General features: G+C 69.9%; 22 protein-coding genes and 1 rRNA gene. 10 read left to right on the forward strand and 13 right to left on the reverse strand.

What is annotated here, in order from left to right:
• Positions 1–81: ribosomal RNA gene (gene rrf, locus ACIQVL_RS25230) — 5S ribosomal RNA — on the forward strand; the annotation flags it as partial.
• Positions 82–141: 60 nt separating this feature from the next.
• Here rrf and ACIQVL_RS25235 read toward each other — a convergent pair.
• Positions 142–690 carry an isochorismatase family protein gene (locus tag ACIQVL_RS25235; RefSeq protein WP_403426283.1) on the reverse strand — a complete coding sequence of 183 codons (549 nt, stop codon included), beginning with the start codon at positions 688–690 and terminating at the stop codon, positions 142–144.
• 71 nt (positions 691–761) lie between these two features.
• Here ACIQVL_RS25235 and ACIQVL_RS25240 point away from each other — a divergent pair, with 71 nt between their 5' ends.
• Positions 762–1,328: a GNAT family N-acetyltransferase gene (locus tag ACIQVL_RS25240; protein ID WP_403476408.1), complete on the forward strand. Its 567-nt coding sequence runs from the start codon at positions 762–764 to the stop codon at positions 1,326–1,328.
• On the opposite strand, the gene ACIQVL_RS25245 is transcribed toward ACIQVL_RS25240, so the two are convergent.
• The 9 genes from ACIQVL_RS25245 to ACIQVL_RS25285 all read right to left on the reverse strand — a co-directional run bounded on the left by ACIQVL_RS25245 (position 1,325) and on the right by ACIQVL_RS25285 (position 12,754).
• The gene (locus tag ACIQVL_RS25245; RefSeq protein WP_403476409.1) at positions 1,325–2,812 is read right to left on the reverse strand and encodes a type VI secretion protein; all 1,488 of its coding nucleotides are present in this window, start codon (positions 2,810–2,812) and stop codon (positions 1,325–1,327) included. The genes ACIQVL_RS25240 and ACIQVL_RS25245 overlap by 4 nt on opposite strands.
• Before the next feature lie 11 nt (positions 2,813–2,823).
• Positions 2,824–4,239 carry an ATP-binding protein gene (locus tag ACIQVL_RS25250; protein WP_403426291.1) on the reverse strand — a complete coding sequence of 472 codons (1,416 nt, stop codon included), beginning with the start codon at positions 4,237–4,239 and terminating at the stop codon, positions 2,824–2,826.
• Between the two features lie 14 nt (positions 4,240–4,253).
• On the reverse strand, positions 4,254–5,813 hold the full coding sequence (locus tag ACIQVL_RS25255; RefSeq protein WP_403426292.1) for an SCO6880 family protein: 1,560 nt from the start codon (positions 5,811–5,813) through the stop codon (positions 4,254–4,256).
• Complete coding sequence (locus ACIQVL_RS25260; protein WP_403426294.1) at positions 5,810–7,138, reverse strand: hypothetical protein; 1,329 nt, start codon at positions 7,136–7,138, stop codon at positions 5,810–5,812. The genes ACIQVL_RS25255 and ACIQVL_RS25260 overlap by 4 nt, the downstream gene beginning before the upstream one ends.
• The gene (locus ACIQVL_RS25265; RefSeq protein WP_403476410.1) at positions 7,128–7,961 is read right to left on the reverse strand and encodes a hypothetical protein; all 834 of its coding nucleotides are present in this window, start codon (positions 7,959–7,961) and stop codon (positions 7,128–7,130) included. The genes ACIQVL_RS25260 and ACIQVL_RS25265 overlap by 11 nt, the downstream gene beginning before the upstream one ends.
• 141 nt (positions 7,962–8,102) lie before the next feature.
• Positions 8,103–8,411, reverse strand: a complete 309-nt coding sequence (locus tag ACIQVL_RS25270) for a hypothetical protein (protein ID WP_089101683.1) — start codon at positions 8,409–8,411, stop codon at positions 8,103–8,105.
• Between the two features lie 334 nt (positions 8,412–8,745).
• Entirely contained in the window at positions 8,746–10,053 is a 1,308-nt protein-coding gene (locus tag ACIQVL_RS25275) for a peptidase S8 (RefSeq protein WP_403476411.1), read from the reverse strand.
• A 423-nt stretch (positions 10,054–10,476) separates the two neighbouring features.
• The gene (locus tag ACIQVL_RS25280; protein ID WP_403476412.1) at positions 10,477–11,856 is read right to left on the reverse strand and encodes a peptidase S8; all 1,380 of its coding nucleotides are present in this window, start codon (positions 11,854–11,856) and stop codon (positions 10,477–10,479) included.
• 295 nt (positions 11,857–12,151) lie between these two features.
• Positions 12,152–12,754: a TetR/AcrR family transcriptional regulator gene (locus ACIQVL_RS25285; RefSeq protein ID WP_403476413.1), complete on the reverse strand. Its 603-nt coding sequence runs from the start codon at positions 12,752–12,754 to the stop codon at positions 12,152–12,154.
• A 108-nt stretch (positions 12,755–12,862) separates the two neighbouring features.
• Between ACIQVL_RS25285 and ACIQVL_RS25290 the strand changes: the two genes are divergently transcribed.
• On the forward strand, positions 12,863–13,771 hold the full coding sequence (locus tag ACIQVL_RS25290; protein ID WP_403476414.1) for an oxidoreductase: 909 nt from the start codon (positions 12,863–12,865) through the stop codon (positions 13,769–13,771).
• A gap of 123 nt (positions 13,772–13,894) precedes the next feature.
• Positions 13,895–14,662 (forward strand): SDR family oxidoreductase, encoded by a 768-nt coding sequence (locus ACIQVL_RS25295; protein WP_403476415.1) that lies wholly within the window; start codon positions 13,895–13,897, stop codon positions 14,660–14,662.
• 16 nt (positions 14,663–14,678) lie between these two features.
• Here ACIQVL_RS25295 and ACIQVL_RS25300 read toward each other — a convergent pair whose 3' ends face one another.
• Positions 14,679–14,984, reverse strand: coding sequence for a hypothetical protein (locus ACIQVL_RS25300; RefSeq protein ID WP_403426306.1), 306 nt, complete (start codon positions 14,982–14,984; stop codon positions 14,679–14,681).
• Positions 14,981–15,169 carry a toxin-antitoxin system HicB family antitoxin gene (locus tag ACIQVL_RS25305; protein ID WP_403426307.1) on the reverse strand — a complete coding sequence of 63 codons (189 nt, stop codon included), beginning with the start codon at positions 15,167–15,169 and terminating at the stop codon, positions 14,981–14,983. The genes ACIQVL_RS25300 and ACIQVL_RS25305 overlap by 4 nt, the downstream gene beginning before the upstream one ends.
• A 118-nt stretch (positions 15,170–15,287) precedes the next feature.
• On the opposite strand from ACIQVL_RS25305, the gene ACIQVL_RS25310 reads away from it, so the two are divergent.
• From ACIQVL_RS25310 to ACIQVL_RS25320, 3 genes are all read left to right on the forward strand, one after another.
• Positions 15,288–16,061 (forward strand): trypsin-like serine peptidase, encoded by a 774-nt coding sequence (locus tag ACIQVL_RS25310; RefSeq protein WP_403476416.1) that lies wholly within the window; start codon positions 15,288–15,290, stop codon positions 16,059–16,061.
• 86 nt (positions 16,062–16,147) lie between these two features.
• Entirely contained in the window at positions 16,148–17,167 is a 1,020-nt protein-coding gene (locus ACIQVL_RS25315; RefSeq protein ID WP_403476619.1) for an NlpC/P60 family protein, read from the forward strand.
• A gap of 193 nt (positions 17,168–17,360) precedes the next feature.
• Positions 17,361–18,053: a phosphatase PAP2 family protein gene (locus tag ACIQVL_RS25320; protein ID WP_403426312.1), complete on the forward strand. Its 693-nt coding sequence runs from the start codon at positions 17,361–17,363 to the stop codon at positions 18,051–18,053.
• A 145-nt stretch (positions 18,054–18,198) separates the two neighbouring features.
• Here the strand turns inward: ACIQVL_RS25320 and ACIQVL_RS25325 are convergent, their stop codons facing one another.
• On the reverse strand, positions 18,199–19,761 hold the full coding sequence (locus ACIQVL_RS25325) for an FAD-dependent oxidoreductase (RefSeq protein WP_403476417.1): 1,563 nt from the start codon (positions 19,759–19,761) through the stop codon (positions 18,199–18,201).
• Positions 19,762–20,125: 364 nt separating this feature from the next.
• Here ACIQVL_RS25325 and pstS point away from each other — a divergent pair, with 364 nt between their 5' ends.
• From pstS to pstA, 3 genes are all read left to right on the forward strand, one after another.
• Positions 20,126–21,256: a phosphate ABC transporter substrate-binding protein PstS gene (gene pstS / locus ACIQVL_RS25330; protein ID WP_403476418.1), complete on the forward strand. Its 1,131-nt coding sequence runs from the start codon at positions 20,126–20,128 to the stop codon at positions 21,254–21,256.
• A gap of 144 nt (positions 21,257–21,400) precedes the next feature.
• Positions 21,401–22,411 (forward strand): phosphate ABC transporter permease subunit PstC, encoded by a 1,011-nt coding sequence (gene pstC, locus ACIQVL_RS25335; protein WP_403476419.1) that lies wholly within the window; start codon positions 21,401–21,403, stop codon positions 22,409–22,411.
• Entirely contained in the window at positions 22,408–23,466 is a 1,059-nt protein-coding gene (pstA, locus tag ACIQVL_RS25340; RefSeq protein WP_403476420.1) for a phosphate ABC transporter permease PstA, read from the forward strand. The genes pstC and pstA overlap by 4 nt, the downstream gene beginning before the upstream one ends.
• Positions 23,467–23,501: the final 35 nt, after the last annotated feature.

Raw genomic sequence — 23,501 nt, forward strand, 5'->3', positions numbered from 1 at the left:
ATTCCGAACCCGGAAGCTAAGCCTTACAGCGCCGATGGTACTGCAGGGGGGACCCTGTGGGAGAGTAGGACACCGCCGAACAAATATTAGGAAAGAGCCCCACACCTCACGGTGTGGGGCTCTTTTGCGTTTCCGGGAGGCTCAGAAAGCGACGTCCGCCGTCTCGACCGTGCCGCCTTTTCGGCCCGGGGCCTCCTGCCAGCTCCAGTAGAGGTTCGTGTGCGAGATGACCTGCTCCGGGGCCGGCGCGCCGTACGCGGTGAGGTCCTCCGTGGTGTGGGCGTCGGCGACCAGTGTCGCGTCGTAGCCGCGGACCATCGCGCCGTGCAGGGTGGAGCGGATGCAGGCGTCGGTCTGGGCGCCGGTGACGACCACGCGGCCCACGCCGCGCTCGGCGAGGAGGGACTCCAGCTCGGTGTCCTCGAAGGAGTCTCCGTAGCGCTTGTGGACGAGGGGCTCGGCTGCTTCACGGATCAGCTCCGGGACGTACTGCCACGGAGCGCTGTCCGGTTTCAGCTCGTCGCTGGAGTGCTGGATCCAGACCACCGGCACGGCCTCGGAACGGGCCCTGGCGAGCAGGATGTTGATGTTGGCGACGACTTCGTCGCGGTTGTGGGAGCTGTCCACCACCCCGTTCTGCACGTCCACGATCAGCAGGGCGGTGTTCGGGCGGTTCGGGAGAGTCGTCATGGCGACCACCGTAGACCGTGGCACTGACAAACCAGGTGAGTGCGCTGGACGATGGGCGTTAGCGTGGCCGTATGAGTGCTACGACCAGCGGTGATTACGTGGTTCGCGCGATACGGGCCGACGAGTGGGAGGCCGTTAAGCGGCTGCGTCTTGTCGCGTTGCGGGATCCGGTTGCGGACATCGCGTTTCTCGAGACCTATGACGACGCCCTGGGACGGCCGGACTCCTTCTACCGGGAGCGGGCGGCGCGTTCGGCCGAGGAACCGAGTGGTGCGCGGCAGTTCGTCGCCGAGGCGGCGGACGGGGAGTGGGCCGGGACCGTGACCGTGCTGATCGAGGAGGCCGGGTCCGTGGACTGGGCCGGGCTCCCGGTCGAGCGGCGGCAAGGGCATGTGGTGGGGGTGTTCGTCCGGCCCGAACACCGGGGGAGCGGGCTGGTCAAGGCGCTGTTCGACGCGGGTGTGACGTGGGCGAGGGAGCGAGGGGCCGAACGGGTGCGGCTGCTGGTGCACGAGGACAATCCCCGGGCCCAGGGCGCCTACCGGAAGGCCGGGTTCGTGCCGAGCGGTGTGACCGTGCAGCTGGAGTCCGACGGCGGCAAGCGGGAGTTCGAGTTCGTTCTGCTGTGGCCGGCCTAGACCGGCAGTTCCCGGTGCGGCCAGCGGGAGCGGGCCTGTTCGTGGGAGCGGAGCAGGGCGAGGGCCGGCAGGCCCTGGTCGGTGCCGGTGGCCAGGAGGTCGGGGAGCTGGGGGAGCGGGGCCACGGCCGCCACGTCGTCCAGGACCAGGGTCAGTGGTGGGTCGAGCCGACCGGAGGATGACCGTTCGGCCATGCGCCGGCCGTGCTCGACCACGCTGGAGACGAGGGCCGTCAGGAGGGGCATCGCGCCGGGGTTGGTCCTGGGGTCCTCGATGGATTCACCGACCACATAAAGCGTGCCCCCTTCGGCGACGAAGGAATCCAGGGCGAGGGCATCGGTTCGGTTGGGTGTGCAGGCCTCGCGGATGTTGACCGTGAAGAGGGCGGCGAGCGCCCTGGCCGTCAACTCCTGTGCGATGTCCCGGCGTTCGGGGTGGGAGGTGAGGGCGGCCTCCAGCTCGCCCGCGGCGCCCGGGGCGGCCTTCGGGTGGGTGCGGAGGGTTCGTACGGCGTCCTGGACGCCGGTGCCCTGGGCCCAGCGGTGGACGTGCCGGACCGTGCGGTTCTCCAGGGCGGCGGCGTGCAGGTAGCTGCGCAGGAGGGTCTCGGCCGTGTCGGTGACGGTCTGGTCGATCTTCGCGGTGGGCCGGACCGGGGCGAGGAGGGCCTGGGCGCGCCGGATCGCGGTGGGCTTGTCCTCGCAGTGGGCCGTGGGGGACCAGTGGAAGCGGGCGGGGGTGTCGCAGAGGTGGTTCGGGTCGTAGAGGAGTACGGGACCGAGTTTGGCTCTGGCGTCCTTCGTCTCCGACCAGAGGGCGGGGTTCGAGGTGACGACGAGGGCGGGGCCGAGCGCGTCCCGGATCGCCTGGGTCGCGGTCGTCTGCCGGCTCTCCCGCGGTGCGACGTGGAGCCTGGTCCAGGTGCCCGGCCGGTCACCGTTGGCGGGGGCGGGGCCGATGTCCGCCAGGGGGCGTTCCGGCGCTGCGGGGGGCGCAGGGACCACCGGCGCGGGGAGGGCTTCCTGGAAGGCCGGCTGGTGGGCCTCCTGGACTCCTTCCGGTTCGGTGCGGGGATCCGGGACCGCGGTGGCGCGTCCGGTCCTCGCCGTCGCCGCGCGTCTTCTCCGGCCGGCCCGCCATCGGGCGACCGTCCCCAGTACGAACACGGTGAGGACGACCAGGACCATCAACTGGCCGATGAACAGGCCCCAGAACAGTCCCCAGCCGGCCAGCTGGGCCGCCGGTGTGTCCGGCCAGGCGCCCGGGACGTCGTGCGGGGAGCCGATGAGGTGGCGCATCGCGAGCGGGGTGTGGGACAGGTTGACGGTCGACGGCCAGCTGCCGTGGGCGAACCAGGCCGCCAGTCCCGTCGCCGTCCACACCATGATCGTGATGCCGAGCAGGAACCCGAGTATGCCGACCAGCAGGCCGTCGGGGATCCCGCCGCCCTGCTGGTCGCGTTCCTGCCGAGGGTCCGGTCTCACGAGCGGCCTCCCTACGCCACCGTCGACTCGGAGTCGCCGAGGTGCTGCTCCACGAAGGCCGCGGCCCGTTGTTCCGCTTCCAGTTCGGCGGCGATGAGGGCGTCGTCCGGGTTCAGTACGTCGCTGGAGGACTCGGTCATCGCGCGGTCCGTGAAGACGAGCGGGCGTTCCGTCTCGGTGACCAGGTGTTTGACGACCTGGACGTTGCCGTTGACGTCCCAGACCGCGATGCCCGGGGTGAGGGTGGGGATGATCTCCACGGCCCACCTCGGCAGGCCCAGCACCCGGCCCGTCGACCGTGCCTCGTCGGCCTTCTGGGCGTAGACCGTCCTTGTCGACGCCATCTTCAGGATCGCCGCCGCCTCCTTGGCCGCCGCGCCGTCCACGACGTCGGACAGGTGGTGGACGACCGCCACGAAGGACAGGCCGAGGCGGCGGCCGAACTTCAGGAGGCGTTGGAACAGCTGGGCCACGAACGGGCTGGCGATGATGTGCCAGGCCTCCTCGACCAGGAAGATGCGCTTCTTGCGGTCGGGGCGGATCCAGGTGTGCTCCAGCCACACGCCGACGATCGCCATCAGGATGGGCATGGCGATGGAGTTGCGGTCGATGTGGGAGAGGTCGAAGACGATCAGCGGGGCGTCCAGGTCGATGCCGACCGTGGTCGGGCCGTCGAACATGCCGCGCAGGTCACCGTCGACCAGGCGGTCCAGGACCAGGGCGACGTCCAGGCCCCAGGCCCGTACGTCGTCTATGGCGACGTTCATCGCCTCGGCCGACTCCGGTTCGGGGTGCCGTAGCTGCTCGACGATGTCCGTCAGGACGGGTTGGCGGTCGAGGATCGACTCGTTGACGTAGGAGTGGGCGACCTTGAGGGCGAAGCCGGAGCGTTCGTCGAGGCCGTGGCCCATCGCGACCTCGATGATGGTGCGCAGCAGCGCCAGCTGGCCGGTGGTGGTGATCGCCGGGTCCAGGGGGTTGAGGCGGATGCCGTGGTCCAGGGCGGCCATCGGGTCGAGCCGGATCGGCGTTATCCCCAGCTCTTCCGCGATGAGGTTCCACTCGCCGACGCCGTCCTCGCCCTGCGCGTCCAGGACGACGACCTGGCGGTCGCGGAAGCGGAGCTGGCGCAGGACGTAGGTCTTCTCCAGGGCCGACTTGCCGTTGCCGGACTCGCCGAGGACCAGCCAGTGCGGGGCGGGGAGCTGCTGGCCGTAGAGCTGGAAGGGGTCGTAGATGTAGCCCTTGCCGGAGTACACCTCGCGGCCGATGATCACGCCGGAGTCGCCGAGGCCGGGGGCGGCCGTGGGGAGGTAGACCGCCTGGGCCTGGCCGGTGGAGGTGCGGACCGGGGAGCGGGTCGTCTCGACCTTCCCGAACAGGAAGGACGTGAAGGCTTCGGTGAGGACGGACAGCGGGTCCCTCATCAGCGCATCAGCCTCTACCTTCGGATTCCGGTGGCGAAGGGCAGTGTGTTCACGAAGGCGCGGTGGTGCTCGCGGTCGCACCACTCCAGTTTCAGGTACGACTTTCCGGCGGACGCCCTTATCGTGCGCTTGTCGCGGTTGAGGGCCTCCGGGGTACGGGAGGAGACCGTGATGTAGCCGACCAGGTTGACGCCGGCCGCGCCGCTGGCCAGGTCCTCGCCGCGCTGGTCGAGGCGGTTGTGGGCGGCGATGTCGCGGGGGTCGACGGTGCGGTTCATCTTGGCGGCGCGGGACGCCTCCGCCTCGTCGTTGGTCTTCTCGGTGAGCATGCGCTCGATGGCGACCTCGGTGGGTTCGAGGTCCATGGTGACGGCGACCGTGCGGATGACGTCCGGGGTGTGGACCAGCAGCGGGGCCAGGAAGTTGACGCCGACGGGGGTCATCGGCCACTCCTTCACCCAGGCCGTGGCGTGGCACCAGGGCTCGCGGGTGCTGGACTCGCGGGTCTTCGCCTGGAGGAACGTGGGCTCCATCGCGTCCAGTTCGGCCGGCCAGGCGTTGCGCTGGGTCATGGCCTGGAGGTGGTCGATGGGGTGGTCCGGGTCGTACATGGAGTGGATGAGCGAGGCGAGGCGGCCCTGGCCGAGGGGCTGGCGGACGCGGATGTCCGCCTCCTGGAGGCGGGAGCAGATGTCCGTCAGTTCACGGGCCATGACGACCGCGAGTCCGGCGTCGCGGTCCAGCTTGCGGCCGGCCTGGGGGCGGGTCGCGCGGGCCATCGCCTGGGCCTCGGCGGCCAGTTCGCGGGAGTAGTGCATGCACGCGACGAGGTAGGCGCGGTGCTGCTCGCTGCTGGTGGAGACCATGGACTGGAGCTGGTCGTAGGAGCGGGACAGCCACTCCGGCGACTTGTCGTCGCCGCGCTGGGCGACGTCCTTGGCGTGCGCGTCGGGGTCGGCGGGCAGGGTGCGGGCCAGCATCTGCAGGCGGGTGACGAAGCCGTCGCCGTTGGCCACGTGCTTGAGGAGGGTGCCGAAGCGGTCGACGAGGGCTTCCTGGTCCTCGGAGTCGCGCAGGCCGACGCCGGGGCCCTCGATCTCGATGGCCGCGGTCACCGTCTTGCGGTCCGCGTGCAGGAGTACGGCGATCTCGTCGGGGCCGAAGGGCGCGGCGAGCCAGGTGATGCGGCCGATGCCGGGCGGCGGGCCGACCTCGACCTCACGGCCGTCGAGGCGGGTGCCGGCCTCGGACGCGGTGGAGCGGTAGACGGTGCCGTTGCGCAGGGTCCGCTTGAAACTGCGGTTGATCTCGAACCACTTGTAGAAGGTGCGGCGCTTGTACGGCACGTAGACCGCGGCCAGCGCGATCAGAGGGAAGCCCATCAGGAGCACGATCCGCAGGGAGAGCACCGGGACGAGGAGCCCGCACATCATGCCGAGGAACGCGCCCGCGATGATGAGCACGATCTCGCCGGACTCACGGTTCCTGCCGATGATCGCGTTCGGCCGGGCCCGGCCGATGAGATACGTACGGCGGGGCGTGATCGGATGGGACAGGTGGGACTCTGTCGTCAACGCCCTTCACCTCCCGAGCTGTTGTTGCGGGTGTTGCTGGCGTGCGGGGTGTTCGCCGGGCTGGGCGCCCGGGGTGCGGGTGCGGCGGAGGGGACAGTTCCGCCGCCACCACCGTTCGGGGTGCGTGTGCTGTGCGCGGCGACGCCGCCCGAGACGGGGTTGGCCGGGCGGGCACCGGAGGCACCGGAACCGCCGCCCCCGCCGCCGTTGTTGTCGGCGCGGGCGCTGTGCGTTCTGATGCCCTGGGCGACCAGGTTGGCGGGGCTGCTGATGACGGCGGCAGCCTTGCCCTCGGCGCCCTGCATGATGCGGTTGCTGCGGCCGGCCGCGATCTCGTCGCCGAAGCCGGGGACGAAGCGGTAGATCATCGCGCTGGCGAAGATGGCGAGCAGGATGATGGCGAGGCCGGAGACGACCGCGGAGAAGGAGTCCGGGCCGCCGTCGGAGGACAGGGCACCGGCGAGGCCGAGCACTATCACGATGACCGGCTTGACGAGGATGACGGCGATCATGATGCCGGCCCAGCGGCGGACGTGGCCCCAGAGGTTCTTGTCGACGAGGCCGGCGTAGACGACGGTGCCGAGGAGGGCGCCGACGTAGAGCAGGGCGGCCCTGATGACGAGCTCCAGCCAGAGGACGCCGGCGGCGAGGATGCTGACGAGGGAGACGACGATCAGCATGATCGGGCCGCCCCCTATGTCGGTGCCCTTGCTGAGGGCGCCGGAGAAGGTGCCGAAGAACGTGTCGGTCTGGTCGCCGGTGGTCCTGGCGAGGACGTCGGTGACGCCGTCGGTGGCGGAGACGACCGTGTAGAGGATCAGGGGGGTGAAGGCGGAGGCCAGGACGGTGAGCCAGAGGAAGCCGATGGCCTCGGAGATGGCGGTGGAGAGGGGGACGCCTCGTACCGCGCGCTTGGCCACGGCCAGCAGCCACAGGAGCAGGGTGAGGACCGTCGACGCGGCGAAGACGACGGCGTACTGCTGGAGGAACTTCTCGTTGGTGAAGTCGACGTTCGCGGTCTCCTTGACGGCGCCGCTGAGCTTGTCGACGGTCCAGGAGGCGGCCTTGGCGCAGCCCTGGCCGAGGGAGGAGAGGGGGTCGAGGGTGGAGGTGAGGGGGTTGGTGGTGGAACTGCCACCGCCGCTCTTGCTGCCGTCGCACATGCCCCGGGACGGGGGAGCGATCAGGGAGCAGTCCACGCTGCTGGAGGGGGACGGCGAGGGTGAGGGCGCGGCGAAGGCGTTCGTGGCCAGCAGCACGGCGGCCGTCTGTACCGTGACCACCAGGCCGGTGAGTTTGAGTACGCGGTGCTGACTATCGGGCATAGGTGAACCCTCCGAACTCCTCGACCGCCTTGCTGATCTCGTCGGATCCGGACACAGTGCCGTCGCCGGTGACCGGGGCCGGTCCGGACGTCTGGCTGGATTGGAGGATCTTCCAGTCGCCACCGCTCCAGTTCAGCGTCATGGTGACGGTGAACCAGTTGCTGGTCACGGGGGTGGTGGAGCTGTTGCCCGCGATGCCGGACAGGCTGTTGCACCAGACGGCGACGACGGTCGCGCCGTCGCTCGACGAGGTGACCTCGGTGCCTACCGGGACCGTGCGGGACACGAAGGTGCTGCCCTTCGGCGGGTTGCCGTTGGCGTCGAGGCCCAGTTTGCCGAGGAAGTCCGTCGAGTAGGCCGCGTCCATGGCGCTCTGGAGTCTGGTCGCCGCAGTGGAGGTGTAGAGGCTGTCGACGATGCGGTGCCGGTCTTCTTTGTTGTACATGCCCGTCGAGCCCAGCGTCACGGCATAGTTGGCCGCCGCGCTCTGGGCGCCCTGCGTGTCGTGGGCGAACCCGCTCGGGATGCCCCCGCTCTTCGTCTCCACGGGTTTCGTGCCGCTGGCCGACGTCGACGAAGCCGCAGGCTGGTTTCCGCTGCTGCTTCCGCCGGTGCCGGCGCTGTTCGAGGAGCCGTTGCCGTCGCCTCTGTTCGCGAAGGCGATCGCCGCGATGAGGAGGACGACCACGCCGACGACCGTGACCAGGCTCCGGGAGGAGGACCGGCCGCCGCGGCGGGAGGCGCCGCCGTACGGGTCGCCCTCGGGCAGGCGGGTGCGGGTGTGGCCGGTCTCCGGGTAACCGGGCTCGTCTCCGAGGCTCATGCCGGGTACTCCCCCTCCACGTCGTACCGGAACGCGTAGCAGTACGACGGTAGCCGTGCTGGTTCCCGCGCGGGCGCGGTGTGGTGACTCGACATCAGGGAAACGCAACCTCGGAGCGGGGGAAAGGGAGGCTCAGGTCGGCTAGACGGCCATGCCGTACACGATGGTGAACAGGGTGCCGAGTGAGCCGATGATGAAGACTCCGGTCAGTCCGGCGATGATGAGGCCCTTGCCCTGTTCGGCACTGAAGGTGTCGCGGAGGGCCGTGGCGCCGATGCGCTGTTTGGCGGCACCCCAGACGGCGATGCCGAGGCAGAGCAGGATGGCGACGGCCATGACCACCTGGATCATCGTCTTCGCTTCGTTGCCCAGGCTGCCGAAGGGGCCCCAGTCCGGAGCGATTCCGCCGATGATGGTGTTGATGTCACCCTTGTCGGCTGCAAGGAACATGTAAGTCACCGCCCCTGGTGGGTAGTTCTGTCCGCCCCTGCCCGGTGCAGAGGTCACGCATCATTCTCGCCGACAACGCCGCCGGAGTATGTCGACTTGACGTCATTGATTGGCGGGTTTCGTACGAAGGGATCGTACGGTCACTCTGTGTATCACGGCAGGTCACGCCGGGCAATGAGGCCTGGGCGGAACCTGTGGTGTAGTTCCGTCGTTGTGCCCTTTTACGACCTGGCGGGGTTTTTGACGGCCAGTCGGGTGAACGTCACCGTCCCGATGTTCTCATGACGAACGGGCCGCGGCTGGTTGCCGCGACCCGTCGGGGGAGTAGCCGGTACTAGTTGGCGAAGGCGCTGATGCCCTCGGGGGTGCCCCAGCCGGTCGGGCCGTCGTAACCGGTGCCCGCGGTGCAGAAGTACGAGGTGGAGCAGGAGCCGTTGTTGCCGCTCGTCACGTCGTTGAGGGACGAGGTGCCCGCGTAGTCGTACGGGTACTGCGCGGGGTAGGTGCCGCTGGCCGGGGTGCCGGCGAGGGCGTAGACGCCGGCGATGATCGGCGCGGAGACGCTGGTGCCGCCGAAGGTGTACCAGCCGGCGGTGACGCCGTAGGAGTCGTAGACGGAGACGCCGGTGGCGGGGTCGGCGACGGCGGAGACGTCGGACTCCATGCGCTTGGTGCAGCCGGTGTCGGTCTGCCAGCTGGGCTTGGCGTCGTAGGAGGAGCAGCCGGAGCCGGTGCCCTCGGTGCTGGACGTCTTCCAGACGGTCTCGGTCCAGCCGCGGGTGGTGGAGGAGGTGGACAGCTTGGTGCCGCCGACCGCGGTGACGTACCGGGAGGTCGCCGGGTACTCGGCGCCGTAGGCGCTGTCACCGGAGGAGACGGTGATGGCGACACCGGCGTGGTTGTAGTACGAGGTGTCGTACGTGGTCTGGGAGGAGGACTCGGAGCCGCCGTAGCTGTTGGAGACGAACTTGGCGCCGAGGGCGACGGCCTCGTTCTCCGCGGTGCCGAGGTTGGCGTAGCTGGCGCTGGTGGCCTCGACGAGGGTGATGTTGCACAGCGGGCAGATCGCGGAGGCCATGTCGAGGTCGAGGGAGATCTCCTCGGACCAGCCGGCGTCGGAGGAGGGCAGCGAGGTCGTCGAGCCGGTCTGGCTGACCTTCTTGAAGCAGCCGTTGGCCGTCGTGCAGGCCGAGAGGCCGTAGTACGAGCGGTAGGTGGCGAGGTCGGACTCGGCGTTCGGGTCGTTGTACGCGTCGACGATCGCGATGGTCTCGCCGGAGCCGTTGGAGGCGGCGGCGGAGGTCAGGCCGTAGGCCGACCGGAGGTTGGTCGGGCTGTAGCCGGAGGGGGTGGAGGCGTCGGCGGCCTTGGGGGTGATGCCGGTCCTTGCGGCCTGCTGCTTCTGGAAGGCGGTGAGGCCTCCGGTGACGCGGTAGGACTTGCAGGTGAGGTCGCCCGTGTGCTTGGGGGTGGCACAGGGGGTCGAGACGTAGGTCACCGTGCTGGACGCGGTGGGTGCCGCGTCGGCCTGGACGGCGGTGCCGAGGCCGGTGAAGACCAGCGCGGCCGTGGCCGTTGCTGCGGCGCCGATCCGGCGCAAGTTACCGCGGGTGGACGGTCTGTTGGGGGGAGTGGAACGCATACGTGCAGCCTCCTGAGTTCCGGAACTGGGGTGGGAACAGGGGCGGTGCGGGTGCGATCTGGTGCGTTTGCCGTCGGTACGGGTTCCCCGGCGGCAGGGCGGCGGCCCGCGACGAGAATCCTTTGTTGAGTACGCGACAACAAGAGGCTGCTGGAATCCTGACTTCCGCATTGCCGAACGGGGCCTTCGCGTGACCCTTCGATGGCTGCCCGTTGGATTGCGGGTGACGGGTGCTTGACTCAACGCACAGGAGATACACGGGAGTTGCAAAGGGCGTGAAACCGGGGTCGTCGGGGACATGAAAAACGGGCCACGGCCGGATGCCGTGGCCCGTCTCTCTTTCCCTGCCGCCGAGGGGACCCCACGTCCCCCTCACGGTGGCGGCTCCCCGTGACCCGACGGGGAGGTCAAGCGGTGAAGGGCTCAGCCGGTGAAGGCGTCGGTCCCCTCGGGGGTGCCCCAGCCGGTCGGGCCGTCGTAGCCCGACTTGGCGGTGCAGAAGTACGAGGTGGAGCAGGTGCCGTTGTTGCCGCTCGTCACGTCGTTGAGGGCGGAGGTGCCGGCCGCGGCGTAGGGGTACTCGGCCGGGTAGTCGCTGCTGCCCGGGGTGCCGGCCAGGGCGTAGACCGAGGCGATCAGCGGCGAGGAGGCGCTGGTGCCGCCGTAGGTGTTCCAGCCGGTGCCGTCGGAGCCGTAGCTGTCGTAGACGGAGACGCCGGTGGCCGGGTCGGCGACCGCGGAGACGTCGGCGATCATGCGCTTGGAGCAGCTCGCGTCGGTCTGCCAGGTGGGCTTGGCGTCGTAGGCGGAGCAGCCGGAACCGGTGCCCTCGGTGCTCGACGTCTTCCAGACCGACTCGGTCCAGCCGCGGCTGTTGGAGGAGGTCTTCAGGGCGGTGCCGCCGACGGCGGTCACGTACCGGGAGGCGGCCGGGTACTCGGCGCCGTAGCCCTCGTCACCCGCGCTCGCGGTGATGGCCACGCCCGCGTGCTTGTAGTACGAGGTGTCGTACGACGTGTCCGAGGACGACTCGGAGCCGCCGTAGCTGTTCGACACGAACTTGGCGCCCAGCTTGACGGCCTCGTTCACCGCGGTGCCCAGGTTGGCGTCGGAGGCCGACTTCGCCTCGACGAGCAGGATGTTGCAGTTCGGGCAGGTCGCGCTGACCATGTCGAGGTCGAGCGACTCCTCACCGGCCCAGCCGCTGTCGGCGGAGGGCAGGGAGGTGGTGGAGCCGGTCTGGGAGACCTTCTTGAAGCAGCCGTTGTCGGTGGTGCAGTCCGACAGGCCGTAGTACGACCGGTAGGTCGCGAGGTCCTCCTCGGCGTTCGGGTCGTCGTAGGCGTCGACGATGGCGACGGTCTCGCCCGAGCCGTTGGAGGCGGCGGCGTCCGTCAGGCCGTAGGCGGACTGGATGTCGCTCGGGCCGTATCCGGTGGGGGAGTCGGAGGCGGCGTGCGGCTTGACGGTCTTCGGCGTGACGCCCTTGAGGGCGGCCTGCTTCTCCATGAAGGCGGTGGTGCCGCCGGTGACCCGGAGGGCGTTGCAGGCGGCGAAGCCCGTCTTCGGGGTGGCGCCGCAGCCGGCCTTCTCGTACTGGACGTGGGCCTTGGCGACCTGGGCGGCGACGGCCTTGGCGCTGGCCTTGTGGGTCGCGGTGGCGGTGGCGGTCGCGGTGGCGGCGCTGGCGTGGGCCGCGGTGCCGAAGCCGGCCACGAGGAGCGCGGCGGTGGCGGCGGCTGCCGAACCGAACTGGCGCCATCTACCGCGTATGTGGGGGGAGTTGGGGGTGGGCGTACGCAACGTACAGCCTCCTGGGAGAGGTGGGACAGAGGCCTGCGGGTGGGGGACCACCGGCGTGGTTGCCGGTGGGGGCGGCGGCCCGCGACGAACCATCCCCTTGTTGAGTACGCGACAACAAGATGGGTTTCGGAATCCTGACTTCCGCGTTACTGAAGCGCGGGAAGGACTTACTGATCATTGGGGCCCGGATGGCCGGAAGTTGGGGTTCGGTTGACCTGAAGCCTGTTCCGGGCGGGGCTCAATGCGCGTTGATCGGGGCGTACCGAGCCGTCGGAAGCTCTCAAGTGGCCCGGGATCAGCGGGGCTTGAGGCCGTGCAGGATGAGGTGCACGTGCTGGTCCAGGCCGGCCAGCACCGCGTCCGGCGCGAGGGTGCCGTTGGTGGCCAGTGCGGCCAGGCCGTGGATGCAGGCCGCGGCCGTGAGGGTGACGGTCTCCGGGTCGCCCTCGACGATCTCGCCGCGCCGCTGGGCGTCGGCCACCAGCGCGACGAAGGAGCCCAGGGAGAGCTCCGCGGCGGCCGCCAGGTCGGTGCCGACGTCCGGGGCGTGCTTGCGGGAGTACATCAGCTCCAGCAGCTCGGGGTGGCCGACGGCGAAGTCCACGTAGGCGCGGGCGAGCGCGGTCATGCGCGGTTCGAGGGCGGCGTCCGGGAGGTCCGCCGCGGCCAGGGTCTGGTTCAGCCGCTCGTACCCGTTGAGGGTGAGCGCGTCCAGCAGGGCCTGCTTGTCCCTGAAGTGCCGGCCGGGGGCGGCGTGGCTCACCCCGATGTCGCGGGCCAGTTCGCGCAGGGACAGTGCGGCGGTGCCCTTCTCGCGCAGGGTGCGCTCGGCGCTCGTGAGCAGGGCGGCGCGCAGGTCTCCGTGGTGGTAGGGGCGGCTTGGCGGCATGAGCGCCATCGTAACCCGATGTAGTCGTTGCCAGCTTTGTAGGCGGTGACATCTTTGTTGTCGGCGCCATCTTTGTTGACGTTGACATCATTGTTGTCGTCGCCTACATTGACGGCCATGGCTGAGAAGAATCACAAATGGAACGCTTCCGACCTTCCCGGACTCGCCGGCCGTACGGCCGTGGTCACCGGTGCCAACAGCGGCCTCGGCTTCACGGCCGCCGACGCGCTGGCCCGGGCGGGTGCGCATGTGGTGCTGGCGGTACGGGACCCGGAGCGCGGGCGGGCGGCCGCGGCGCGGATGAACGGCAGCACCGAGGTCCGCCGCCTGGACCTGGCCGACCTGTCCTCGGTACGCGAGTTCGCCGCGGGCTGGGACCGGTCGCTGGACCTCCTGGTCAACAACGCGGGCGTGATGATGCTCCCGGAGTTGCGCACCAAGGACGGCTTCGAGATGCAGTTCGGCACCAACCACCTGGGCCACTTCGCGCTGACGAACCTGCTGCTGCCGCACGTCACGGACCGCGTGGTCACCGTCTCCTCGGGCCTGCACCGGGGCGGCGACGGAGTGATCCACTTCGAGAACGTGAACCTGGAGGGCGCGTACAGCCCGACCCGCGCCTACGCCCAGTCCAAGCTGGCGAACCTGTTGTTCGTGCTGGAACTCCAGCGCCGCCTGACGGAGGCCGGCTCGCACGTCCGCGCCCTCGCGGCCCACCCCGGCTACGCGGCCACCAACCTCCAGAGCCACCACGCCAGCCCGCTGGCCCGCCTGGGCATGCGGCTCGGCAACCGCGTCTTCGCCCAGGACGACCGCGCGGGCACCCTCCCCACGCTGTACGCGGCGACCCAGGACCTGCCGGGCGCCAGTTACGTCGGCCCCGACGGCCTGGGCGAGATGCGGGGCGCGCCGGCCCTGGTCGCCCGCAGCGCGGCGGCGAGCGATCCGGCGGCGGCCCGCAGGCTGTGGACGCTGTCGGAGGAGCTCACGGGGGTGCGGTGGCCGCTCGGCGTCGAGGCCGCGTGACCGCCGGTCCGGCCCGGTGACCGCCCAGTTGCCGGACACCCGGCCGGCCCGCCACGGCACCCGGATACGGTGAGCGGACACGACGGATACGACGGGTACGACGGTTCTCCGGGAGGTGGCCGGATGAGCGGCGGCGCCGTGGACTTCTCGCTCGGCGGGCGGACGGCCCTGGTGACCGGCTCCGTGCGGGGGCTGGGCCTGGAGATGGCGCGGGGACTGGCGGGCGCCGGTGCGCGGGTGGTCCTCAACGGCCGGGACGCGGCCACGCTGGAGGAGGTGGCGGCGGGCCTGCGCGAGGACGGCGGCCTGGACGTCACCGGCGCCGCCTTCGACGTCACCGACCGCGAGGCGGCCGAGGAGGCGGTGACCGCCCTCGGCGCGATCGACATCCTTGTCAACAACGTGGGCCACCGGGACCGCAGGGGCGTCGAGGAGATGGCGCCGGACGAGCTGTCCGCGCTGCTGGACGTCCACCTGACGTCGGCGTACGCGCTGAGCCAGACGGTCGCCCGGGGGCTCGCCGCCCGGGGCACCGCGGGCCGCATCATCAACGTCTCGTCCGTCGTCGGCCAGCTCGGCCGCATCGGCGACGTCGCCTACGCCACGGCGAAGGCGGGCCTCGACGGCCTGACCCGGGCCCTCGCCGCCGACCTGGGCCCCAGCGGCACCACGGTCAACTCGGTGGCCCCGGGCACCTTCGCCACGGACGTCAACGCGGAGCCGGCCGAGGACCCGGAGTGGGGCAGGTGGCTGCGGACCCGCACCGCACTGGGGCGCTGGGGCCGCCCGGCCGAGATCGCGGGCATCGTCGTCTTCCTGGCGAGCGACGCGGCGTCGTTCATCACGGGGCAGACGATCGCGGTGGACGGGGGGATGACGACGACGTTCTGAGCGGGCCCGCGCGCCCTCAGAGATCGAGGACCGCGCGAAGGGCTCCGTCGACGCGTGCGACGGCGTCGGGTCCGATGTTTCCCAGGTACGTACCGTCGTCGAAGCGTGCGGTGTTGAGCTGGGTCAGGTTGAGCGCCACGGCGACGGCCTCCACGGGGGCGCTCAGGTGCACGGACATGATGGTGTCCGGGTAGGCCCCGGGCGGATGCAGGACGATGGCGAGACAGGCGCCGAACGTCTCGTCGAGCCCGTCGAGACTGACCACGCACACGGCACGGTCGCCTTGGGCGCCCTTGACCTGCCAGATGTCCCCCTTGTTCACCACGCGTCGCCCTGGCCGTCCAGATCCGGGCGGTAACCGGCGGTGGCGAGCTGCTTCGCCGCGTCCAGGGTGATCTCGCGCCGGATGAGCCGGTCTATGTACGCGGAGACGTTGCCCTCGGGGGCATGAGCACGAACGTAGCCCGCGGAGACGTCGGACAGCGACACGGTGATCTTCGTGGTCATACCGGCATCGTACCGGAGTCATACCACCCCGGTGAAGGTCGGCCGCAAGGGCGGTTCCCAGGAAAATCTCAGTGAAGTCGGGAACCGTTTCTCACCTTTGTGGGAGACAGTGGGCGCGATGAAGCGCACCTCACGCATCTACGCCACCTCGCGACGCGTCGCGCTCTGCGTCGTCGTCGTGCTGGCCGCCACCTCGGCCTCCGTCGCGGCCGCCGACGAGGCGGCGGGGCCGTTCGGGGTGACCGCGGTGGTGGGGGCCTCGCCGGCGAGTGCGCGGGTCGGGGCGCTGTTCGGCGCCGACAAGGCCGGGAGCCTGTCCGGCAACCACTTCTGCACCGCCTCCGTCGTGCACAGCCCGCAGCGGGACCTGATCGTCACCGCCGCGCACTGCGTCGACGGGGTGGGGGAGGCCACCGGGCTGGTGTTCGTGCCGGGGTACCGGGACGGGCAGGCGCCGTACGGGGTGTGGAAGATCGGGAAGCGGTACCTGCCCGACGGGTGGGCCCACGGGCAGAGCGAGGACAGTGACGTCGCCTTCGCCGTCGTGGCGGAGCGGGACGGGAAGCGGGTCGAGGACGTGACCGGGAGCAACCGGTTCGCCGCCGGGGTGGCCACCGGCGCCACCGCCGTCACCGTCACCGGGTACCCCGACTCCCGTGAGGTGCCCGTCAGCTGCACCAACAAGCCCGTCCCGGACAGCGCGACCCAACAGCGCATCGACTGCCCGGAGTTCACGGGCGGTACCAGTGGGAGCCCCTGGGTGAACGGGGACCACGAGGTGGTCGGGGTGCTGGGCGGGCACGAGCAGGGCGGGTCGACCCCCGACGTCTCCTACAGCGTGGCGCTCGGCCGGGAGTCCGCCGAGCTGTACAAGGACGCCACGGGTGACTGAGCCGGCCGGCTGAGGGCGCGTCATGTGCGCCGTCTTCCTGTGAAATAGCGCCACTCTCCGCCGAAATGGCGTTGAACAGCCCTGACATGGGGGAGGGTTGGGGCGTGCGGAAAGTATGGGTGATCGGTGGCGCGGTGACGGCGCTCGGCGTGAGCTTCGTCATGCTGCTCGTCGTCGGTGTGTACGTCGTCGCCGGCAACCTCCTCAACGGGGTCGGCGGCGCCGGCAAGACCCTGGCCAAGGGAGCCGTGCCGGCCGCGTACTCCACCCTCGTGCAGAAGTGGGGCAACCTCTGCTCCGCCATCAACCCCGCCCTGCTCGCCGCACAGCTCTACCAGGAGAGCGGGTTCAACCCGAGGGCGCAGAGCGCGGCGGCCGCGCAGGGGATAGCTCAGTTCATCCCGGGGACCTGGGCCACCCACGGCATCGACGGGAACGGGGACGGGGTCCGCGACGTCTGGGACCCGGACGACGCGATTCCGTCGGCCGCCTCCTACGACTGCGAGCTCGCCTCGTACGTCAAGGACGTGCCCGGCAACATCTCCGAGAACATGCTCGCCGCCTACAACGCGGGGGCGTACGCGGTCATCAAGTACAAGGGCGTGCCGCCGTACAAGGAGACCCAGAACTACGTCAAGACCATCACCACCCTGGAGGACAGCTTCGCCGCGCCGGTCAGCCGGCTCTCCCCGACCAAGCAGGCCGCAGGGGCCATCAACTACGCGCAGAACAAGCTCGGCACCCCCTACCTCTGGGGCGGCAACGGCACCGCGGCGGACAACGGCCGCTTCGACTGCTCCGGGCTGACCAAGGCGGCGTACGCCAGTGTCGGGATCACGCTGCCCCGGGTCGCCAACGACCAGTACAACGCGGGACCGCATCCCTCCCGCAACGAGCTGCTCCCCGGCGACCTCGTCTTCTTCTCCACCGACCTCTCGAACTCCCGCGCCATCCACCACGTGGGGATCTACGTCGGCGGCGGATACATGATCGACGCGCCCTACACCGGGGCCGTGATCCGGTTCGACCCCATCGACTCGGCCGACTACTTCGGGGCCACCCGGGTCACCGAGGACGGCGCGAAAGCACTCCCCACCACGGTGTGAACGGAGCGTATAACCCACCCCCTGAGCTGGGGCTTTGTGTCTCTCTTCGATAACGTCTGCGTGATCATTCGGTGGAACCTGGAACGTAGTGGTGTGGGCCGTGCGTTCCTGTTGACGTAGCCGACCACGGGGGTGGCAGCGAGCGACGCACACCAGGTGCGTCCCGGAACGACGACGAAGGGGCCGCAGCGCGATGGCTGTAATCGCCGAATCCGGGTCGAACCCTGACGTCGACCTGCTCTACGACATCAACGGCCTGGCCAAGGACGCGCCGCACTGGTTCGACCGGGCCATGGAGTTCGTCGGGGAGTACGGGCTGCTGGTCGCGATGGTGCTGCTGGTGGGGTGGTGCTGGTGGTCCGTGCGGCGCCGGGGGGACGAGGACGTGCCGTCCACCATGGCCGCGCTGGTGTGGGCACCGCTCGCCGCCGCGATCGCCGTCCTCGTGAACGTTCCCATCCGCGGTTTCGTCGAGCGGCCCCGGCCGTTCCTCACCCACCAGGGCATCGACGTCCTCGTCTCCGGCAAGACCGACTACTCCTTCGTGAGCGACCACGCGACCATCACGATGGCGCTGGGGGTCGGGCTGTTCGTCGCGAACCGGAGGTTCGGGGCGGCGGGGATAGGGCTGGCGCTGGTGGAGGGGTTCTGCCGGGTGTACATGGGGGTGCACTACCCGACGGACGTGGTCGGGGGGTTCGCGCTGGGTACGGCGGTCGTGCTTCTCCTTTCGCCGCTGGCCACGGCTCTGCTGACGCCGGTGATGAAGGCGGTGGAGGGGTCGTCGCGGGTGAGGTGGGTCGTGCGGGGGCGGTCCGCGGGGGTGGGGCTGGTGCCCGGGGGCCGTACGGCGGTGGAGTCCGAGGAACGTGACCTGGCGGCGTAGGCGGGGCTGAGGGCTGGGGGTTTCACTCGCCCGCGTTGGCGGGGTGCCGCTGCGCCCACCCGTGCGCCTGCCCGCAGCCGGGTTTTTCAGGGGCGCGGGGAACTGCGCGAGCAACCCCCACGCGCCCGCAGGCGAAGACGCCCCTCTACAACCCCTGCGGGGAAGAGAAGAACCGGTTCGGGTCGTACTGCTTCTTGACCTTGGTCAGCTTCGTCACGGCGTCGCCGTAGTACGCCTTCTTCCAGTCCGTGAGCGTCGGGTCCGTGTAGTTCTGGTAGGCCGCGCCGGAGGCGTACGGCTTCATGGCGGTGTGCGCCGCGTTCAGCCAGGACTGGCCGGTGCTGCCGGAGGCCCCCGCACCCCAGGACACGATGTACTGCGCCAGCATCCGCGACCGGCGGTGCACGAACGCCGTCGCCGTCGGCGAGACCCTGTTCACCGCCCCGCCCAGCGCCGTGAACGCGATGCTGCCCGCGCCGCCCCGCACGCCGGAGATCTGCCGCAGGGCCGTCTGGATACCGGCCGCGGAGAGCGAGCGGTCGAAGAAGTCGGAGCGGGCCGTGTACGTCTCGCGGCCGAGCTTGCCCTGGGGGGAGCGGCCGGGCGTGGAACCGGGCAGGTGGCACTGGGGCTCGGTGGCGAAGGAGGAGCAGCCGGCGTAGATCTCCATCGCCTCCTCGTAGCCGTGGCGGCGCAGCGAGACGGAGGAGGCGTTGGCGCCTGCCTTGTGGGCGAGGGCGTCCACCGCGTTCTGGAGTTCGCCGTAGGTGCCCATCGAGAAGCAGGCGACCGAGACGCGGGGGCTGCTGCCCGAGTTCTCCAGGTGGAGGGAGGACCAGATCTCGTCCGGCTGGGACGGGCCCCACTCCTGCCAGGCCTTGAACACCTGCGCCGCCTTCGCCCACGGCCAGGTCAGGTACGCCGTCACCCCCTGCGGGGTCGGGTGGGTCCGGAACTGCAGCTCCGTGACGACGCCGAAGTTGCCGTTACCGGCGCCGCGCAGCGCCCAGAAGAGGTCCTTGTTCGTCGTCGCGTTGGCCACCACCTGCGTGCCGTCCGCCGTGATCAGCGTCGCCTGGGTGAGGCTGTCGCAGGTCAGGCCGTATGCGCGGGACGCGACCCCGTGGCCGCCGCCGAGCACCAGGCCGGAGACGCCGACCGTGGGGCAGGAGCCCGCGGGTATGGTCACGCCCTTGGCCGCGAGGGCCCGGTATACGTCGATCAGCTTGGAGCCGGCGCCGACGACCGCCGTACCGCCGCTGACGCGGATGCGGTTCAGCTTGGAGACGTCCAGGATGAGGCGGCCGTCGCCGGAGGAGTAGCCCGCGTAGGAGTGGCCGCCGTTGCGGATCGAGACCTTCAGGGCGTGGGCCTGGGCGTACGACAGGGTGGTGCGGATGTCGTCGGCGTGGGCCACGTAGGCGACCGCCGCCGGCTTCAGGCCGTCGAAGCGGGTGTTGTAGAGCTGGTGGGCGGTGGTCCAGGAGGCGTCGCCGGGGCGGAGCAGGGTGCCGTCCAGGGCGTGGGCGAGGGCGGTCCAGTTGGCCGCGGCCGCTGCGCTGGTGGTCTTCAGCGCCGTACGAGAGGATGTGGTCGCGAGTGGCGCGCCGGTCGTGTGGGAGGCCGTGGCGCCGCCGGAGCTGCACCCCGTCAGTGCGGTCGCCGCAAGGGCGACCGCCCCGCCCGATATGAAGGAACGCCGTTCCATGCCCGTGCCTTTCGCGTCGGCTGTCGTGGGACGAGACGGCGTCCGTCGCACACGGGTTCCCGTGCGGTGTAACGAACGCTGTGACGTCGTAACGACTGCGATGGCGAACAGCGAAGAAATGTTCGCGTAACCCGCCCGTTGGAACCGGCACGTGCCCTCACCGTAAGCATTCCGTGACCTAACCGGGTCGACGGCAGGGGTTCACCCTCCGTTCACCTATGGCCATCGGCCGCTTCACCTGTTCTGCCTAATTTCGGCCGTACCGGGTGCGGTGAGCGGTCGTAAATGCCCAGTCAGGAGGCCCTCACTCACCATCTACTTCGCACGCCGCCGAAGGTGGCGCCTCTGGAAGGAACTCCCGAAAGTGAAGCTTCAGCGCAAGAACCGGCTGCGCGCCCTGTCTCTCGGTGCTGTCGCTGTCTCCGGCGCCCTGGCCCTGACGGCGTGCGGCTCGGACGACAACGGTGGCGGCAGCGGTTCGAGCACCGCCTCGGCCTCCTCGAACGCCAGCTCCATCAAGTGTGACGACGCCAAGGGCCAGCTGCTCGCCGACGGCTCCTCCGCGCAGAAGAACGCGATCGACGCCTGGGTGAAGAACTTCTCCCAGGCCTGTGGTGTGCAGATCAACTACAAGGGCTCCGGCTCCGGCGCCGGTGTGACCGCCTTCACGCAGGGCCAGGTCGCCTTCGCCGGTTCCGACTCCGCCCTCAAGCCCGAAGAGGTCACCGCCTCCAAGAAGGTCTGCTCCGGCGGCCAGGGCATCGACCTCCCGATGGTCGGCGGCCCGATCGCCCTCGGCTACAACGTCCCGGGTGTCGACAACCTGGTTCTGGACGCGCCGACGATCGCGAAGATCTTCGACAGCAAGATCACCAAGTGGAACGACGCGGCGATCAAGAAGCTGAACCCGTCCGCCACGCTCCCCGACCTGAAGATCCAGGCGTTCCACCGCTCGGACGAGTCGGGTACGACGGACAACTTCACCAAGTACCTCATCGCCGCCACCCCGTCCAACTGGAAGTACTCCGGCGGTAAGGCCTGGCAGGCCAAGGGCGGCCAGTCCGCTCCGCAGTCCGCGGGTGTGGCCCAGCAGGTCAAGCAGACCTCCGGCGCCATCGGCTACTTCGAGCTCTCCTACGTCTCGGACGGCATCAAGGCCGTCTCGATCGACACGGGTGCCAGCAAGCCGGTCGCTCCGTCCACCGAGTCCGCCACCGCCGACATCGCGGCCGCCAAGGTCGTCGGCACCGGCAAGGACCTGGCGCTGCAGCTCGACTACAAGACCAAGGCCGAGGGCGCGTACCCGATGACCCTGGTCACCTACGAGATCGTCTGCGACAAGGGCAACAAGGCCGACACCCTCCCGGCGACCAAGGCGTTCCTGAACTACATCGCCTCCGAGGACGGCCAGAAGCTGCTCTCCACGATCGACTACGCTCCCGTCCCCGACGAGATCATCACCAAGGTCCGCTCCACCATCGAGGGCCTGAGCTAAAGATCCGAGAGTGCGGCCGAGTTCCGGAAGGAACCCGGCCGCACCGTCCGGTGCACCGCCGCCCGGAGCCGTACGCCCCTACGTGTGGGACGTACGGCTCCTCCGAGCCGCCCCACAGGGCGACTCCGCAGACCGGAGAACCCGATGGACATATCTACGCAGACAGCAGACGCATCTCCCCCGACGCCCCCACAGCCCTCCGCGGCTCAGCAGAAGCGCAACGCGCGCGGCGCCACCCGGGTGGGTGACCGAGTCTTCCTCGGTCTCTCCCGCGGTTCCGGCGTCCTGCTCCTGGTGATCATGGCCGCGATCGCGGTCTTCCTCACCTACCGGGCCGCCCTCGCGATCAACCGCGACCACAGCAACTTCCTCACCACCTTCGAGTGGAACACCAACCTCATCCCGCCGAGCTTCGGCATCGCGGTCCTCGCCTTCGGCACGATCGTCTCCTCGATCATCGCCATGGCCGTCGCGGTCCCGATCGCGGTCGCGATCGCGCTGTTCATCACGCACTACGCGCCGCGCCGCCTGGCCGGCCCCGTCGCGTTCGTGGTCGACCTGCTCGCCGCCGTGCCGTCCATCGTGTACGGCCTGTGGGGCGCGCTGATCCTCGTGCCGCACATGACCGGTCTGTTCGGCTGGCTGAACAGCTACTTCGGCTGGACCGGGATCTTCTCCTGGGACGGCGGTGCTCCGCGCTCGATCCTGACCGTCTCGATCCTGCTCGCGATCATGATCCTGCCGATCATCACCAACGTGAGCCGTGAGGTCTTCCGTCAGGTCCCGCAGATGCACGAAGAGGCCGCCCTGGCCCTCGGCGCCACCCGCTGGGAGGTCATCCGCATGTCGGTGCTGCCCTTCGGGCGCTCCGGCGTGATCTCCGCCTCGATGCTCGGCCTCGGCCGCGCGCTCGGCGAGACGATGGCCGTCGCCACCGTGCTCTCCCCGGACTTCGACATCCACGCCAGCCTGCTCAACCCGGGCGGCGGCACCTTCGCCCAGAACATCGCCAGCAAGTTCGGCGAGGCCACCTCCGACGGCCGTGACGCACTCATCGCCTCCGGTCTGGTCCTCTTCGTCATCACCCTGCTGGTCAACGGCGCGGCCCGCATCATCATCCAGCGCCGCGCAGAGTACTCGGGGGCCAACGCATGAGCACCGCAGCAGTCGACAGGCGCGCGAGCACCCTGCGCGGTGCCAGCCTCCCCAAGTGGTCCCCCTACGCCATCGTCGGCGGGTCCATCGTCCTCGGCGTGCTCATCGGCCTCGTCGGCGGCCTGGACAGCAAGGTCCAGTGGGGTCTGATCGCCGGCCTCCTCTACGTCCTCGGCACCTATGTCATCGCCGCCCGCGTCGAGGGCCGCCGACAGGCCAAGGACCGGGTCGCGACCTCGCTGGTCTGGGTCGCCTTCGTCGTCGCCGTGGTTCCGCTGGTCTCCCTGATCTGGGTGACCGTCTCCCGCGGCGTGAAGGTCCTCGACCCCTACTTCCTCTCCCACTCCATGGGCGTCGTCGCCGACTCCCAGCCGGGCGGTGGCGCCTACGCGGCCATCATCGGCTCGCTGGAGCAGGTCGGCCTCGCCACCCTGATCGGTGCCCCGATCGGCATCCTCACCGCGGTCTACCTCGTGGAGTACGGGCGCGGCCGCCTCGCGAAGGCCGTCACCTTCTTCGTGGACGTGATGACCGGTATCCCGTCGATCGTCGCGGGTCTGTTCATCCTCAGCCTCATGCTGATCTTCGACATGCAGCCCTTCGGCTTCGCCGGATCGCTGGCCCTGGCCATCCTGATGATGCCGGTGGTCGTGCGCTCCACCGAGGAGATGCTCAAGCTCGTCCCGAACGAGCTGCGCGAGGCGTCCCTGGCGCTCGGCGTGCCCAAGTGGCGCACCATCCTGAAGGTGGTCCTGCCGACCTCCATCGGCGGTATCACGACCGGTGTCATGCTGGCCATCGCCCGTATCGCGGGTGAGACGGCGCCGGTGCTGCTGCTGGTGTTCGGCAACCCGTTCATCAACAACAACCCCTTCGAGGGTGCGCAGTCGTCGCTGCCGCTGTTCATCTACCAGCAGTACGCGAACAGCGCCGGTGCGAACGCGGCCTACGACCGTGCCTGGGCGGCCTCGCTCACGCTGATCGCCTTCGTGATGATCCTGAACCTGGTGGCCCGCGGTATCGCCCGCTGGAAGTCCCCCAAGACCGGTCGCTGACGCGGCCTTACAGCGACCGACTGTCTGGAAGTGAA

Source organism: Streptomyces sp. NPDC090499 (genome assembly GCF_044769305.1).
Lineage (GTDB): Bacteria > Actinomycetota > Actinomycetes > Streptomycetales > Streptomycetaceae > Streptomyces.

Bases quoted from the DNA above. Each gene is read 5' to 3' on its own strand.
- ACIQVL_RS25315 (WP_403476619.1), top strand. From the start codon at position 16,148: ATGGGGGAGGGTTGGGGCGTGCGGAAAGTATGGGTGATCGGTGGCGCG.
- ACIQVL_RS25295 (WP_403476415.1), top strand. From the start codon at position 13,895: ATGAGCGGCGGCGCCGTGGACTTCTCGCTCGGCGGGCGGACGGCCCTG.
- ACIQVL_RS25320 (WP_403426312.1), top strand. From the start codon at position 17,361: ATGGCTGTAATCGCCGAATCCGGGTCGAACCCTGACGTCGACCTGCTC.
- ACIQVL_RS25265 (WP_403476410.1), bottom strand. From the start codon at position 7,961: ATGAGCCTCGGAGACGAGCCCGGTTACCCGGAGACCGGCCACACCCGC.
- ACIQVL_RS25290 (WP_403476414.1), top strand. From the start codon at position 12,863: ATGGCTGAGAAGAATCACAAATGGAACGCTTCCGACCTTCCCGGACTC.
- ACIQVL_RS25285 (WP_403476413.1), bottom strand. From the start codon at position 12,754: ATGGCGCTCATGCCGCCAAGCCGCCCCTACCACCACGGAGACCTGCGC.
- ACIQVL_RS25250 (WP_403426291.1), bottom strand. From the start codon at position 4,239: ATGAGGGACCCGCTGTCCGTCCTCACCGAAGCCTTCACGTCCTTCCTG.
- ACIQVL_RS25305 (WP_403426307.1), bottom strand. From the start codon at position 15,169: ATGACCACGAAGATCACCGTGTCGCTGTCCGACGTCTCCGCGGGCTAC.
- ACIQVL_RS25275 (WP_403476411.1), bottom strand. From the start codon at position 10,053: ATGCGTTCCACTCCCCCCAACAGACCGTCCACCCGCGGTAACTTGCGC.
- pstC (WP_403476419.1), top strand. From the start codon at position 21,401: ATGGACATATCTACGCAGACAGCAGACGCATCTCCCCCGACGCCCCCA.
- ACIQVL_RS25310 (WP_403476416.1), top strand. From the start codon at position 15,288: ATGAAGCGCACCTCACGCATCTACGCCACCTCGCGACGCGTCGCGCTC.
- ACIQVL_RS25235 (WP_403426283.1), bottom strand. From the start codon at position 690: ATGACGACTCTCCCGAACCGCCCGAACACCGCCCTGCTGATCGTGGAC.
- ACIQVL_RS25325 (WP_403476417.1), bottom strand. From the start codon at position 19,761: ATGGAACGGCGTTCCTTCATATCGGGCGGGGCGGTCGCCCTTGCGGCG.
- ACIQVL_RS25270 (WP_089101683.1), bottom strand. From the start codon at position 8,411: ATGTTCCTTGCAGCCGACAAGGGTGACATCAACACCATCATCGGCGGA.
- ACIQVL_RS25260 (WP_403426294.1), bottom strand. From the start codon at position 7,138: ATGCCCGATAGTCAGCACCGCGTACTCAAACTCACCGGCCTGGTGGTC.
- pstA (WP_403476420.1), top strand. From the start codon at position 22,408: ATGAGCACCGCAGCAGTCGACAGGCGCGCGAGCACCCTGCGCGGTGCC.
- ACIQVL_RS25240 (WP_403476408.1), top strand. From the start codon at position 762: ATGAGTGCTACGACCAGCGGTGATTACGTGGTTCGCGCGATACGGGCC.